The organism is Bradyrhizobium ingae (assembly GCF_055791185.1).
The window spans coordinates 16,415-29,822 of the sequence record NZ_JBVUBB010000035.1; the positions used below are offsets into that span (position 1 = coordinate 16,415).

The following is a 13,408-nucleotide window of genomic DNA, read 5'->3' on the forward strand; positions in this document are numbered from 1 at the left end:
TAATTGAGCCAATTCGCCGTCTGACTACTCTCCTGATCATTCGCCAGCCACGGAGCAACCAACGAAGCTTTCTGGCCAGCTTGTATCACTGCATCAGGAGAGAAACATGCAAGTCATGTTCACGCGAAAGGAGCCGCCGCAATGGCTCCTCGACATGTGGAAGGAGATCGACGACAAGACCTTCGGAAAGGGCTTTGACTGCTTCGCGGAGGATGCCGTCTGCAACCTCGGTGTGGCCGATTGGAAGGGGCGCGAAGCGATCCGCGCCAACCTGAAAGCCTTCATCGATACCGGCTTCACCGCGCTTCATCACGTCACCGAGTATTGGGATGCCGGCGCGCTGAAGGTGTTTCGCGGTGTCGTGGACATGACACCCGATGACCGGTCGGGGCCGACGGTGCATCCCACGATGACCCATTTCTTCTACATGGACGAAAAGGACGACACCAAAGTGCGCCGCTGGGTTGGTGCAGTAGGCCCGGTTGCCTTCGGTTGATCCGCTCCGATCGGCGGCGCGAGGGTGCTCCGGGTCAGCCGGGGCACCCCGACTGCTGACGCGCGAAGCCGCAAATCGACAAGAAGGACCGCCCGACATGAAAGCGACGGCCAGCGACATCAAGACACGCGCCGCTTCGGCGGGCGCCCTCCTGCGTCAATGGCGGGATATTCGTGGCAAGACGCAGCTGGATCTGTCGTTCGATGCCGGTGTCTCGCAGAAGCATATCAGTTTTGTCGAAAGCGGCCGCAGCGTCCCGAGCCGCCAAATGCTACTCGATCTCGCTCAGGCCCTCGATGTGCCGCTCCGCGAAAGAAACGAGCTGCTGCTCGCCGCCGGCTACGCGCCGTCTTATTCCGATCCCGCTCTCGATGCGCCCGCCATGACGAGCATCAACCGCGCCTTGCAACGCATGCTGCGTCAGCACGAGCCCTTTCCGGCCATCGTCATGGACCGCTATTGGAACGTGCTGATGACCAACGAGGCCGCACCGCAGCTGTTCAATTGCTTCATCGACATGTCCGCGCGGCCGACCCCGCGGAACTTGCTGCACCTCATGTTCGATCCGGAGGGCATGCGTCCCTTCGTGGCGAACTGGCCGGAGACGGCCCGGGGATTGCTTGCGCGGGTGTATCGCGAGGCGGTCGGACGCGTCATCGACGACAGGATGGAGGCCCTTCTGGCGGAATTGTCGCGATATCCGGGCGTGAAGCCGGAATGGCGCGCGCCGTCGCCGAGTGATGCCATGCCGATGATTTCGCTCACCTTCGTCAAGGACAGCGTGACGCTGGATTATTTCTCCATGATCACAACGGTCGGAACGCCGCAGACGGTCACTGCAGAGGAGCTACGACTCGAGTGCATGTTTCCGGCCAATGAGGCGACCGAAGCCGAGCATTGCAGGTTCGTGCGAGCCCATTCCAGTCTTTGGTCGGCCCGCCATTGACGGGGGCAAAGCCGGCCGATCAGCATCAACCCGCTCCGATCAGCGGGATCGCCTCGTCCCGCTCATACAAATACAATAGGCACCGCAGCGCTTCGCCGCGCTCGCCCTTGAGCTTCGGATCGTCCTTCATGATACGCAGCGCCTCGTCGCGTGCCTGCGTGATGAGCTGGCTGTGGACTTCAGAACGCGCGATCCGGTAGCCGGGGAGGCCGCTCTGGCGCACGCCCAGCACGTCGCCTTCGCCGCGCAGCTTCAAATCCTCCTCGGCGATCCGAAAGCCGTCGGTGGTCTCGCGGATCACCTTCAGCCGCGCTTTCGACATCTCGCCGAGCGGCTCCGAGTAGAGCAGGAGGCAGGTGGAGGCTTCCGAGCCGCGTCCGATGCGGCCGCGCAACTGGTGTAGTTGCGCAAGGCCAAAGCGTTCGGCGTTCTCGATCACCATGATGGTCGCGGCCGGCACGTCGACGCCGACCTCGACGACGGTGGTGGCGACCAGAAGCCCGATCTCGTGCGCCGCGAACTGCGCCATCACGCGGTCCTTCTCCGTGCCCTTCATCTGGCCGTGGACCAGCCCGACGCGATCGCCAAAACGCTTTTGCAGGCTCTCGAAGCGCTTGGTCGCATTGGTCAGATGCTCGGTGCCCTCGGCCTCGGATTCCTCGACCAAGGGGCAGATCCAGTAGACCAGCTTGCCGGATTGCAGCGCGCGAGCGACGCCATCCATGACCTCCGAAAGCCGGCTCATCGGCACCGCCCGGGTATCGATCGGTTGTCGGCCCGCCGGCTTCTCGCACAGCTCGCTGACATCCATGTCGCCGAAATAAGTCAGGACCAGCGTGCGCGGGATGGGTGTGGCGCTCAGCACCAGCACGTCGACCGCGTCGCCCTTCGACGTCAGCGCCAGCCGCTCGCGGACGCCGAAACGGTGCTGCTCGTCGACGACCGCAAGAGCGAGAGCCCTGAAGATCACGTCGTCCTGGATCAGCGCATGGGTTCCGACCAGAAGATCGATCTCGCCATCTGCCAGCCGCGCAAGGAGGTCGCGTCGCTCCTTGCCCTTCTCGCGCCCGGTGAGGATCGCAACCCGCAAGCCCGCGCGTTCGGCGAGCGGGGCGATGGTCTTGATGTGCTGGCGCGCCAGAATTTCGGTCGGCGCCATCAGCGCGGCCTGCTTGCCGACTTCGGCGACCGCCGCCGCAGCCAGCAGCGCCACCACCGTCTTGCCGGAGCCGACGTCGCCCTGAAGCAGGCGCAGCATGCGCACGGGCTGTGTCAAGTCTTCGGCGATCGCGGCCGCGGCGTTGCGCTGCGACGGCGTCAACGCGTAGGGAAGGGCGTCGATGATCTTGTTGCGCAAATGACCGTCGCCGGCATTGCGCACGCCGGCAGGCCTACGCAATTGCGCGCGGATCAGCGCCAGTGCGAGCTGGCCGGCGAGCAATTCGTCGAACGCAAGCCGCGACCAGAATGGCTGGTCCGGCAGCACGTCGGTGAGCTCGACCGGCTGGTGCACACGGGTGAGCGCTTCCGCGATGGGCGGGAAGTGGCAGCGGCGCAGCACCTCAGGGCTGATCCACTCCGGCAAAGCCGGCAGCTTTTGCAGCGCCTGCGCGATCGCGCGGCGGAGCGAGCCAAGCGCCAGGCCTTCGGTGAGTGGATAGACCGGGTCGATGCCGGAGAGCTTGGAGATGGCTTCCTCGTCCAGAACGCGGTCGGGATGCACGATCTGCGGGATGCTGTCGTACATCTGGAGCGTGCCGGAGACGTAGCGCTTCTCACCGACCGGCAGCAGCTTTTCGACATAGCCTGGTTTGGCGCGGAAGAAGGTCAGCACGACGTCGCCGGTATCGTCGCTGGCGTAGACGAGATAGGGCGCGCGCGCATTGCGTGGTGGGGGCGGGCGGTGGCGATCGATCGTCACCTCCAGCGTCACCAACGTTCCCTGCGCGGCGTCGCGAATCTTCGGCCGCGCCCGGCGGTCGATGACCTTGCTCGGCAGATGCAGCAGCAGATCGACCAGCCGCGGCGTCTCATCACGGCTGAGCAGATAGCGCAGCAGCTTGTCCTGCTTCGGCCCGACGCCGGGCAGGCTGGTCACGAGAGCAAACAACGGATTGAGCAGGCTGGGGCGCATTCGTGCAACATTCGTCATGCGCGGGCTTGCCGTCTTCGCTGAAGCTTCGCCGGCCCAAGATCGTAGGCCCGGCGAAGCCGGGGCCCGCGCGTCCATCTTTCAAGGACGATGGATTGCCGGGTCAAGCCCGGCAATGACGAACTGAAACAAATGGGCACAACAAAGGGCTGACACGGGCGACCTCAGCCGCTATATCACCCCCGCCCGGCACGTCCGGGCTTTTGGCGTTTGACTGGATCCTTGGAAATGACGGGAACAACACGATCGAGCGGCGGCCTGGATGACCGGCGCAAGCGGCTTCTGTTCCGCTGCTGGCACCGCGGCACGCGTGAGATGGACCTCATCCTCGGCCGCTTTGCGGACGCCGAGATCGGCAATCTGTCCGAGGGTGAACTGACCGAGCTAGAGCACCTGCTCGAGGTCAACGATCCCGACCTCTATGCCGCCATTACCGGCGACAAGGTGTTGCCACCCGATGTCGCCGGCGCACTGTTTGCCCGCATCAAGGCGTTCCCGGTCGCGGATCGCAACCTATGAAACAGGGGTTGAAATCGCCGGCCGAATTGCTCGCGCCCGGCCGTGTGCTGACACTTGCCAATGTCGCCGAGGGAGCCGAGGGGCTGGTTGTCTCCGATCTTGCCCGTGCGATCGCGGCGCGGCCGAAGAAGTCCGCCGTTAGCCTCGCGGTGATCTGCCGGGACGGGCCGCGCATGCAGCAGCTCGAACGCGCGCTGCAATTCTTCGCGCCCGACCTGCCGGTGCTCCAGTTCCCGGCCTGGGACTGCCAGCCCTATGACCGCGTCTCGCCGCACGGCGGCATCCTCGCCCAGCGCCTGACGACGCTGGCGCGGCTCGCCTCGCTCACCGGCAGCGACAAGCCGCTGATCGTGCTGACCACCGTCAACGCCGTCGTGCAGCGCGTGCCCTCGCGCGATCTGGTGGCGGCGCAGGCGCTGTCGCTTGCGCCGGGCAATGTCGTGCCGATGGATACCATCGTCGCCTGGCTGGAGCACAACGGGTATAACCGCTCCTCGACCGTGCGCGAGCCCGGCGAATATGCCGTGCGCGGCGGCATCCTCGACCTGTTCCCGGCTGGCCTCGACCAGCCCGTCCGCTTCGACTTCTTCGGCGACAGCCTTGAGTCGATCCGCTCCTTCGACGCAGAGACGCAGCGCACGCTGCTCGACATGCGCTCGCTTGATCTGGTGCCGGTCTCGGAATTCCAGCTCGTGACCGAGACCATCCGCCGCTTCCGCATGGGCTATGTCGCCGAATTCGGCGCGCCGGAGCGCGATGATGCGCTCTATGAGGCCGTCAGCGAAGGCCGACGCCATCCCGGCATGGAGCATTGGCTGCCGTTGTTCCAGGAGCGAATGGACACCCTGTTCGACTATCTGCAAGGTGCAGCCGTCGCGATCGAGCCGCAGGCCGAGGACGCGATCCGCGAACGCTTCAAGCAGATCCTCGACTATTACGAGGCGCGCCGCGATGCGCTGGAGCATCCGACCGGCGGCGCCGTCTACAAGCCGCTGCCGCCTGACAGGCTGTATCTGACCGAAGAGGAATGGGGAAAGCGTGAAGGCGCGATCCCATTGGTGCGGCTGACGCAGTTCTCGGTGCCCGCCGACGGCGCCAGCGTCATCGATGCCGGCGCGCGCAAGGGCCGCGACTTTGCGCCCGAGCGCAACGACACCACCGTCAACGTCTTCGAGGCTGTGGTGGCGCATGTGATGGCCTTGCAGGCCACCCGCAAAAAGGTCGTCGTGGCGCTCTGGACCGAGGGCTCGCGCGACCGCATGATCTCGATGCTGCGCGACCACAAGCTGACGCATACGACCAGCGTCAATAGCTGGCGCACCGTGCAGGCAACCCCGCGCAACGAAACCATGCTCGCCGTGCTCGGCCTCGAAAGCGGGTTCGAGACCGACGAGATCGCTATCATCAGCGAGCAGGATATCCTCGGCGACCGCCTCGTGCGGCCGCGCAAGGCGAGCCGGAAGCTCGACAATTTCATCTCGGAGGTGACGAGCCTCAGCGCCGGCGATATCGTCGTCCATGTCGATCACGGCATCGGCCGCTTCGTCGGCTTGCAGACCCTTGAGGTCGGCGGCGCGCCGCATGACTGTCTAGAGCTGCACTATGCGGCCGAGACCAAGCTGTTCCTGCCGGTCGAGAACATCGAACTACTCTCGCGCTACGGCTCCGATCAGACCACGGTCGAGCTCGACCGCCTCGGCGGCAGCGGCTGGCAGACCCGCAAGGCGAAGCTGAAGAACCGCATCCGCGAGATCGCAGGTGAGCTGATCAAGATCGCGGCCGCGCGCCATCTGCACGAGGCACCCAAGCTGCCGGTGCAGCAGGGGCTCTATGACGAGTTCTGCGCGCGCTTCCCCTATGACGAGACCGAGGACCAGTTAGGAGCCATCGAGTCCACGCTGAAGGACCTTGAGCTCGGTCGTCCCATGGACCGGCTGATCTGTGGCGACGTCGGCTTCGGCAAGACCGAGGTTGCGCTCCGCGCGGCGTTTGCCGTTGCGCTCGAAGGCAAGCAGGTTGCGGTCGTGGTTCCGACCACACTGCTGGCGCGCCAACATGCAAAAACGTTCACCGAGCGCTTCAAGGGCTTTCCGGTGAACGTCGCGCAGGCTTCGCGCCTGATCGCGACCAAGGAGCTGAACCAGGTCAAGAAGGGCATCGCCGACGGATCGGTCGATATCGTCGTCGGCACCCATGCGCTGCTCGGCAAGGCCATCAAATTCCGCGATCTCGGCCTCGTCATCGTGGACGAGGAGCAGCACTTTGGTGTCACGCACAAGGAGCGGCTGAAAGCGTTGCGTTCCGAGGTGCACGTGCTGACGCTGTCGGCGACGCCGATCCCGCGCACGCTGCAACTTGCGCTCACCGGTGTGCGCGAGCTCTCGATCATCGCCTCGCCTCCGGTAGACCGCCTCGCGGTGCGCACCTTCGTCGCCCCGCATGATCCCCTGATGATCCGTGAGGCGCTCTTGCGCGAGCGCTATCGCGGCGGACAGGCGTTCTACGTGGTGCCGCGGATCGATGACTTGGCCGAGGTCAAGGACTTCCTCGACAAGAACGTGCCGGAGATGAAGGTCGCCGTCGCGCACGGGCAGATGCCGCCCGCCGTGATCGAGGACATCATGACGGCGTTCTACGACGGCAAGTTCGACATCCTGCTCTCGACCACCATCGTGGAATCAGGCCTTGACATCCCCAATGCCAACACGCTGATCGTGCATCGCGCCGACATGTTCGGCCTTGCTCAGCTCTACCAGCTCCGCGGCCGCGTCGGCCGGTCGAAGCTGCGCGCCTATGCGCTGTTCACGCTGCCGGCGCAGCAGAAGATCACGGCGCAGGCCGAACGCCGGCTCACCGTGCTGCAATCGCTGGAGACGCTCGGCGCCGGCTTCCAGCTCGCCTCGCACGACCTCGATATCCGCGGTGCCGGCAACCTGCTCGGCGAGGAGCAGTCCGGCCACATCAAGGAGGTCGGCTTCGAGCTTTATCAATCGATGCTGGAAGAGGCGATCGTCAACCTCAAGGCAGGTGTTTCCGAGCCCGCGGCCGACCGCTGGTCGCCGTCGATCACGATTGGCATGCCCGTGCTCATTCCGGAAGATTATGTCGGCGACCTCTCGGTGCGGCTGTCGCTCTACCGGAGGCTTGCCGATCTGGATACCGAGGAGGAGATCGAGAACTTTGCCGCCGAGATGCGAGACCGTTTTGGCGTGCTGCCCGACGAGGTGCGGTATCTCTTCAAGGTCGCGGCGATCAAGGCCTATTGCCGGCGCGCCAATGTCGAGAAGGTCGATGCCGGCCCCAAGGGCGCGGTCATCGTTTTCCGCGACAACTCCTTCGCCCATCCCGACCGCCTGGTGTCGTTCATTCGCAGCCACGGCGAGGCCGCGAAGGTGCGGCCCGACATGAAGGTCGTGTTCTTCCAGGATTGGGAGACGCCGGAAGAGCGGCTGGCGGGCACGACCGAGATCCTGCGCCAGCTCGCGCAGCTCGCCACGAGCAAGAAGGCGGCTTAGGCGCGATCAGGATGCGGCGCGCGGAGCTTCCGCCGACAAGCGCGCGAGCAGCGACCGCGCGGTATCCGAGGGCGACAGCGAATCCACACTGACGACGGGTTCATTGCGCGGCTCGCGCTTGCCGTTCGAGGTATGGCGCATCACGGCGAAGAGGCGGCGCGCGATCATGTGGGCGGTCCGGAAATCGGTCTCGGCGAACACCACGATGACGGAGCCATCCTTCTGCGCGGCGCCAAAATCCATCTGCCGCATCAGCCGGCTCAGGATTCGCGCGGCGTCCAACTGCGCGCGCGGATTGTGTGCATCGAACGCAAAGCGCGCCACCGACAGGCCGCCGCCGCGGGCGAGCGTCTGCTCGACCGCCTTGGAAAAATCGCGGGCAAAGGCTTCAGGCGTGAGCAGGCCGCTGCGCGGATCGAGCCAGCCGCCGGCGTCGATCGAGCGCAGCGTGCGGCTGAACTGGGCTTCCATCGCGTGCTGACGGATCAGCGGCAATGCGTTGGCCGCGATCTGTGCGGGCTCGCCGGAGATGAGCTCGAGGTTCGGCAGATCGTAAGTCTGGGTGAGCTGATGCGCGGTGACGATCACGGGCATATTGCGAAAGCGGGTGTCTTCCGCGAGCACCGTGAGGAAGGCGTCCGCAACGCGCGCGGTAAACCCTTCGGCGAGCACGACACCGTCGATGTCGCGGGTGTTGAGATGCCTGGCGGCGGCTTCGATACTGAGAGCGCCGATCACACCCATGCGCTCGCCGAGCGCAACGGACAGCGCCGGATAGGCGGAGCCGCGGCCGATCAGCAGCACGGAGGCGTCGCGCGCGGGGTCGGAGTCGGGCAGCGAGACCTTTGCCTCCGGCAGGCGGCGCAGCACGGTCGCGTGCAGCGTGCGGACGCGCATCGCGGCGCGCAGCCGTGCGATGAGGCGGTCGGAATTGTTGCCGCGTAGGGCGAACGGCAGCGCATTATGGGGCAGGGCTGTCCGGGGATCGACTATGATCAACGGAAGGTAGAGCGTCTGGCCCGCAATCGCTTTTGCGACCGCAGCAAGATGCGGCTCATGCCCACCGGCGAGCACCGCGACGACAGATGCTGGTTGGACCTCTTCGACGGCGCGTGCAGCGCTCGCCCAATCGCTGTCGATGACGGGAAAAAGCCGGGCCTCATCAAGCGCCGAAATGAATGCCGGCCGCGGGGCATTGGACACAAAGAGGATCGGGCCCGCCTGGGACATCTCACGCTCTGATTACGCAAACGAATGCCGCGCAATCTAGTCCGGCCGCCTTAATGCCCGGTCAACGCAAGCAACGAAAAGCGCTTCAAGCGGGCTCGGTGCGGTCGCGAAAAGCCTCAACCATCAGGGGGTTAAGCCCGAGCTCGCTGAGTGCTTCGCGCGCCCTTGCGTTGTCCTGGGCGCGCCCGGCCAGACGGTGCCCGGAGAGCCGGTCTGGCAGCGCCGTGAGCAGGGCGCCCTGGCCGAGCCGGCGTGCCCACTCCTGCAGGTCGTTCGACAGGAAGCGATAGCCGCCAACGGCCATGATGCCGGAAGGGGGGGCGGTAATGCAGAGCGCGCCGCCGGTGCGATCGAGCCGTGCAGCATAGCCGGTGTCGACATAGTCGCGCGGCGGCTGGGCGATCAGCGTATCGCCGACCGGTTGCGGCGGGGCGTAGGCGGCGATCGGCACCATCGGCCCGCGCAGGCCGAGTGTGCCCTTCGGCGTCAGCAGGATCTCTCCGGCAACGGAGGAGCCCGACTGCTCCCGTGGAGCGCCGTGCGGCCCCGGCATCACCGGTATTGGCATGCCATCTTCGCCGCGCCGGGCTCCGAACAGGCCGGCCTCGCCGAACAAATAGACGTCCGTTAGCGGCGCATGCGGCGCGATCCAGGCATCGCTTGCCGCGACCTGCTCCGGCGCGCGCCACAGGCCGACGACGTTGCGCAAGCCCGGCATGCGCGCCGCGAGCTCGGCCTCACCGAGCCGCAAGGCCAGCGGGGCAGGTGCGATCAACACCTCGCAGCCCTGCTCGTCGACTTGCTGCTCGAGCACCTCGCTGTCAAAGGGATGGTGCAGCGCCAGCGTTCCGCCCGAGAGCAGCCAGATCGCAAGCGAAGAAGCAAGGCCGGCGAACGACATCGGCGCGAATGCCGACATGATGGTCGCGCCCTGCGGAATGTCGGCTTCAAGCGACATCGCAAGCCCGCCCGCGATGATGCTGAAATGCGGCCGCGGCACCGGACGAAAGCCTTCCGCAGTGACGTCGAAGGAGATCATCGCAGCCTTGCGGCCGTCCTGGATCACGCTGCGTGTCGTGCCGGGCGGGCGCGAAAGAACACCGTCGAGCGAGGCCATGCCTTCCGGCAGGTCGGTGCCGAAGCCGCAGACGTGACGGATGGAGAAGGCTTCCGCCGCGGCATGCATGGCTAGATCGGCATAGATCACGCCGTCGACCTTGCTCATGGTGACGATCGCGCGTGCCGCGGTGCGGTTGAGCGCCGCTGTCAGCTCCGCGTGCCGCCACAGGAGCGGCAGCACGGCGACAACGAGACCGGCGCGATGGGCGGCGAGCACCGTGAGCACGAACTCGACCGTGTTCGGCAGCTGCACGGCGATCACGGAGTTGGCCGGCAGGCCGGATTCGACGAAATGGGCGGACAGAGCCTCGATCGCGTGATCGGCTTCGGCGTAAGTCAAGCGCCTGGGCAGATGCCCGGTGATACGAATCTTGTTGAGGGGATCGTACAGCGCAGGCGCATGCGGCTGGCGGGCGAGCGTCCGCTGGAACAGCGTGTCGAGCGTCGGCGATACGGCTGGCTGATTCACGGCATCACGTCGCTTGCAGGTTGCCTTGTTACTTGCGCGGGGCGTCCATCTTCTGCCACCAGGTCTCCGGCAGATAACCGGACAGGGCGGTAGCCGATGGCCGTTCTATCCGATTCCAGCGTGCGATCCATTGCTCCGATACGTTAAAGAGGGGGATCGTGTAGAAGCCGGCGATCAGGGCGCGGTCGAGGGCCCGCACGGCGGAGACGAAATCCGCGTGATCGCGGGCCTCCAGAAGAGCTGCGATCATCGCGTCGACAGCCGGGTCCTTCGCGCCCATGTAGTTGCGGGTGCCGGGATTGTCGGCGGCGGCACTGCCCCAGTAGAACGACTGCTCGTTGCCCGGCGAGAGCGACTGGTCCCACCGGTTCTGGATCATGTCGAACTCGTAGCCGAGCCGGCGCTGGTCGAACTGTACCGGATCGACCGAACGCACGGTCGGCTCGATGCCGGCGCGCTTGAGGTCACGGGCGAAGGCGAGCGCAATGCGCTCCTGGTCGCGCGTGGTCACCAGGATCTCGAAGGTGAAGGGCGCTTTGGTCGCGCGGCTGCGCAGAACTGTGCCGTCGAGATCGTAGCCCGCCTCCGACAACAGCTTCAGCGCTGCGCGTAGCGTGGCGCGATCGCGCCCCGAGCCGTCGGTCACGGGCAGGCGGTAGCTGCCGTCCATGACATCCGGCCGGATCTGCGCCGCGTACGGCTTCAGGAGCTCCTGCTCGCGCGTGTCGGCGGGGCGGCCATAGGCGGATAGGTCCGAGCCCGCGAAGTAGCCGGCCACGCGCGAATAGAGCCCGAAGAAGTAGCTGCGGTTGACCAGCTCGAAGTCGAACAACAGCGTCAGCGCCTGGCGAACGCGGATGTCGGCAAACATCGGTCGGCGGGTGTTGAACACCAGAAATTCCGAGGGCTGCGGCACACCCGGCTTGATGGTGTCGCGGATCACCTGGCCGGTCTTCACGGCGGGAAAGTCGTAAGCGTCATGCCAGCGCAGCGGCTCGGTTTCGACGCGAAAGTCGTAGAGGCCGCGCTTGAAGGCTTCAAACTGGCCGTTGGCCTCGCGATAATAATCCAGCCTGATCTCGTCGAAATTGTACAGGCCACGGTTGACCGGCAGGTCGCGGCCCCAATAGTCGGGATTGCGGGTCAGCGTCACGCTGGTGCCGGGCTTAACTGCGCTGACACGATACGGCCCCGAACCGATCGGGCCGCTCATCGTCGTCTCCTCGAAGGTCGCGACATCGACGGCGTGCCTGGGCAGGATCGGCATCAGCCCCAGGATCAGCGGCAGTTCCCGGTCATTGGCGCCAGTGAGATCGAAGCGGACGGTGAGGGGATCCGGCGCCTCCGCCTTGGCGACCTTGGTGTAATATTGCCGGTGGTTGGGGCGGCCATGGTCTCGCAGGAGCTGCCAGGAGAACAGCACGTCATCGGCGAGGACCGGTGTTCCGTCAGAGAACCGCGCGCGCGGATCGAGATGGAATGTCACGTAAGTCCGGTCGTTGTCGGTTTCGACGGTCCTGGCGAGCAGTCCGTACAGCGTGAAGGCCTCGTCATTGCCGCGTGCGAGCAGGCTTTCAACGACGTAGCTGCGGACCTGCTGGACCGCGATGCCTCTGACGATGAACGGGTTGAGGCTGTCGAAGGTGCCGAGCACCGACCAAATCAGCCGGCCGCCCTTGGGCGCATCGGGATTGGCGTAGGGCATATGGGTGAAATCGGGCGGCAGTGCCGGCTCGCCATGCATGGCAATGGCGTAGCTTTCGGCCGCGTTGGCCGGAACGGACGTCGGGCCCGCACATGCGAGAACAATCGCCACGCAGGCCGCTGTTGGCAGGCGCAGGCTCTCAAGCATGAACAACGGCGCGCGGATTGATTCGGGGACCGATCACCCCCCGAACCTAGCACATAGGCCTTCGTCTTAAGTCTCTCTGCCCACTTCAAACATGCTTGTCGGCATTGATCTTTTCGTCCGCCACGTTAAGAAGGCGGGCAATCGCGCAGGAGCGTCGAACTTGTCACGTTTCCGCCTCTATTGATGGGGAGACAGCCGCGCCAAGGCGGCTCGGTATCGGTGCTCAGGAGCGGTTCGGGCACTTCCCGTTCAGAAAGGGTTTTCCGCAATGAATTTTCGTATTTTGGCCGCGTCGGTCCGGCCGCGCGGGCGCCTTCTCGCCCTGCTGACGGCCTCGGCACTTGTTGTTCCCTTCGCCGCCCAGGCTCAGACCGCAACGCCTGCTCCGGCGGCACCGAAGGCTGCTCCGAAAGCCGCGCCGAAGGCCGCTCCCAAGGCGCCTGCGCCCGCCGCACCGGCGCCGCAGGCCCAGGGCCAGGCGCCCGCCGCCGGCGCTCCGGCAGCCGGCGCACCGCCGGCCGACCAGCAACAGCAGCAGATCCAGCTGATCTACGCGCCCTGGACCAAATTCTGCCTGAAGGGCCAGGATGCCAATGCCAAGCAGGTCTGTTTCACCGGCAAGGACGGTCGCATCGAGTCCGGTCAGCCCGTGATCGCCGCCGTGATCATCGAGCCAGAAGGCGAGCCAAAGAAAATTCTTCGCGTTACGCTGCCGCTCGGCATGCAGCTCGTGCACGGCACCCGCATCATCGTCGACAGCAATCCGCCGTTGCAGAGCCCGTACGTGATCTGCTTCGCCAACGGCTGCATGTCGGACTATGAAGCAACCCCCGAGCTCATCGCCAACCTGAAGAAGGGGCAGAACCTCGTGGTTCAGGCCATCAACGCCAACGGCGCGCCGCTGACGCTGCCGCTGCCGCTCGCGGGCGAGTTTGCCAAGGCCTATGACGGTCCGCCGACCGATCCGAAGGTGTTCGAAGAGAACCAGAAGAAGCTTCAGGAAGAGCTGCAGAAGAAGGCCGACGAGCAGCGCAAGAAGCTCGAGCAGAGCGGCCAGGCAACGCCGGCGCCTTCGGCCCAGAAGTAATCGGGCCGACACAAGAACACGAA

Annotated in this window: 9 protein-coding genes; 5 read left to right on the plus strand and 4 right to left on the minus strand. The window is 65.5% G+C overall.

The genetic code is table 11. The features are described 5' to 3' along the window. The first annotated feature begins 106 nt into the window (after positions 1 to 106). Both ACV1FX_RS33400 and ACV1FX_RS33405 read left to right on the plus strand, forming a co-directional pair. Positions 107 to 496, plus strand: a complete 390-nt coding sequence (locus tag ACV1FX_RS33400) for a nuclear transport factor 2 family protein (RefSeq protein WP_473121794.1) — start codon at positions 107 to 109, stop codon at positions 494 to 496. A gap of 97 nt (positions 497 to 593) precedes the next feature. Next, positions 594 to 1,442, plus strand: coding sequence for a helix-turn-helix domain-containing protein (locus ACV1FX_RS33405; RefSeq protein ID WP_473121795.1), 849 nt, complete (start codon positions 594 to 596; stop codon positions 1,440 to 1,442). Between the two features lie 25 nt (positions 1,443 to 1,467). On the opposite strand, the gene recG is transcribed toward ACV1FX_RS33405, so the two are convergent. Further along, positions 1,468 to 3,576, minus strand: a complete 2,109-nt coding sequence (gene recG / locus ACV1FX_RS33410) for an ATP-dependent DNA helicase RecG (RefSeq protein ID WP_473121796.1) — start codon at positions 3,574 to 3,576, stop codon at positions 1,468 to 1,470. 246 nt (positions 3,577 to 3,822) lie between these two features. On the opposite strand from recG, the gene ACV1FX_RS33415 reads away from it, so the two are divergent. Together ACV1FX_RS33415 and mfd are read left to right on the plus strand one after the other, a co-directional pair. Further along, positions 3,823 to 4,113, plus strand: a complete 291-nt coding sequence (locus ACV1FX_RS33415) for an FAD assembly factor SdhE (RefSeq protein WP_473121797.1) — start codon at positions 3,823 to 3,825, stop codon at positions 4,111 to 4,113. Then, entirely contained in the window at positions 4,110 to 7,628 is a 3,519-nt protein-coding gene (gene mfd / locus ACV1FX_RS33420; RefSeq protein WP_473121798.1) for a transcription-repair coupling factor, read from the plus strand. The genes ACV1FX_RS33415 and mfd overlap by 4 nt, the downstream gene beginning before the upstream one ends. Positions 7,629 to 7,634: 6 nt before the next feature. Here the strand turns inward: mfd and ACV1FX_RS33425 are convergent, their stop codons facing one another. The 3 genes from ACV1FX_RS33425 to ACV1FX_RS33435 form a co-directional block, all read right to left on the minus strand. Then, positions 7,635 to 8,858 carry a GGDEF domain-containing protein gene (locus ACV1FX_RS33425; RefSeq protein ID WP_473121799.1) on the minus strand — a complete coding sequence of 408 codons (1,224 nt, stop codon included), beginning with the start codon at positions 8,856 to 8,858 and terminating at the stop codon, positions 7,635 to 7,637. Between the two features lie 85 nt (positions 8,859 to 8,943). Next, entirely contained in the window at positions 8,944 to 10,446 is a 1,503-nt protein-coding gene (locus tag ACV1FX_RS33430) for an AMP-binding protein (protein WP_473121800.1), read from the minus strand. A 28-nt stretch (positions 10,447 to 10,474) separates the two neighbouring features. Continuing rightward, a complete protein-coding gene (locus ACV1FX_RS33435) occupies positions 10,475 to 12,298 on the minus strand; it encodes an extracellular solute-binding protein (protein ID WP_473121801.1) in 1,824 nt (607 codons plus the stop codon). A gap of 268 nt (positions 12,299 to 12,566) precedes the next feature. Between ACV1FX_RS33435 and ACV1FX_RS33440 the strand changes: the two genes are divergently transcribed. Continuing rightward, positions 12,567 to 13,385 (plus strand): invasion associated locus B family protein, encoded by an 819-nt coding sequence (locus ACV1FX_RS33440; RefSeq protein WP_473121802.1) that lies wholly within the window; start codon positions 12,567 to 12,569, stop codon positions 13,383 to 13,385. Positions 13,386 to 13,408: the final 23 nt, after the last annotated feature.

Coding starts and splice junctions, on each gene's coding strand:
- mfd (WP_473121798.1), top strand. CDS start 4,110: ATGAAACAGGGGTTGAAATCGCCGGCCGAATTGCTCGCGCCCGGCCGT.
- ACV1FX_RS33400 (WP_473121794.1), top strand. CDS start 107: ATGCAAGTCATGTTCACGCGAAAGGAGCCGCCGCAATGGCTCCTCGAC.
- ACV1FX_RS33440 (WP_473121802.1), top strand. CDS start 12,567: ATGAATTTTCGTATTTTGGCCGCGTCGGTCCGGCCGCGCGGGCGCCTT.
- ACV1FX_RS33405 (WP_473121795.1), top strand. CDS start 594: ATGAAAGCGACGGCCAGCGACATCAAGACACGCGCCGCTTCGGCGGGC.
- ACV1FX_RS33425 (WP_473121799.1), bottom strand. CDS start 8,858: ATGTCCCAGGCGGGCCCGATCCTCTTTGTGTCCAATGCCCCGCGGCCG.
- recG (WP_473121796.1), bottom strand. CDS start 3,576: ATGCGCCCCAGCCTGCTCAATCCGTTGTTTGCTCTCGTGACCAGCCTG.
- ACV1FX_RS33435 (WP_473121801.1), bottom strand. CDS start 12,298: ATGCTTGAGAGCCTGCGCCTGCCAACAGCGGCCTGCGTGGCGATTGTT.
- ACV1FX_RS33415 (WP_473121797.1), top strand. CDS start 3,823: ATGACGGGAACAACACGATCGAGCGGCGGCCTGGATGACCGGCGCAAG.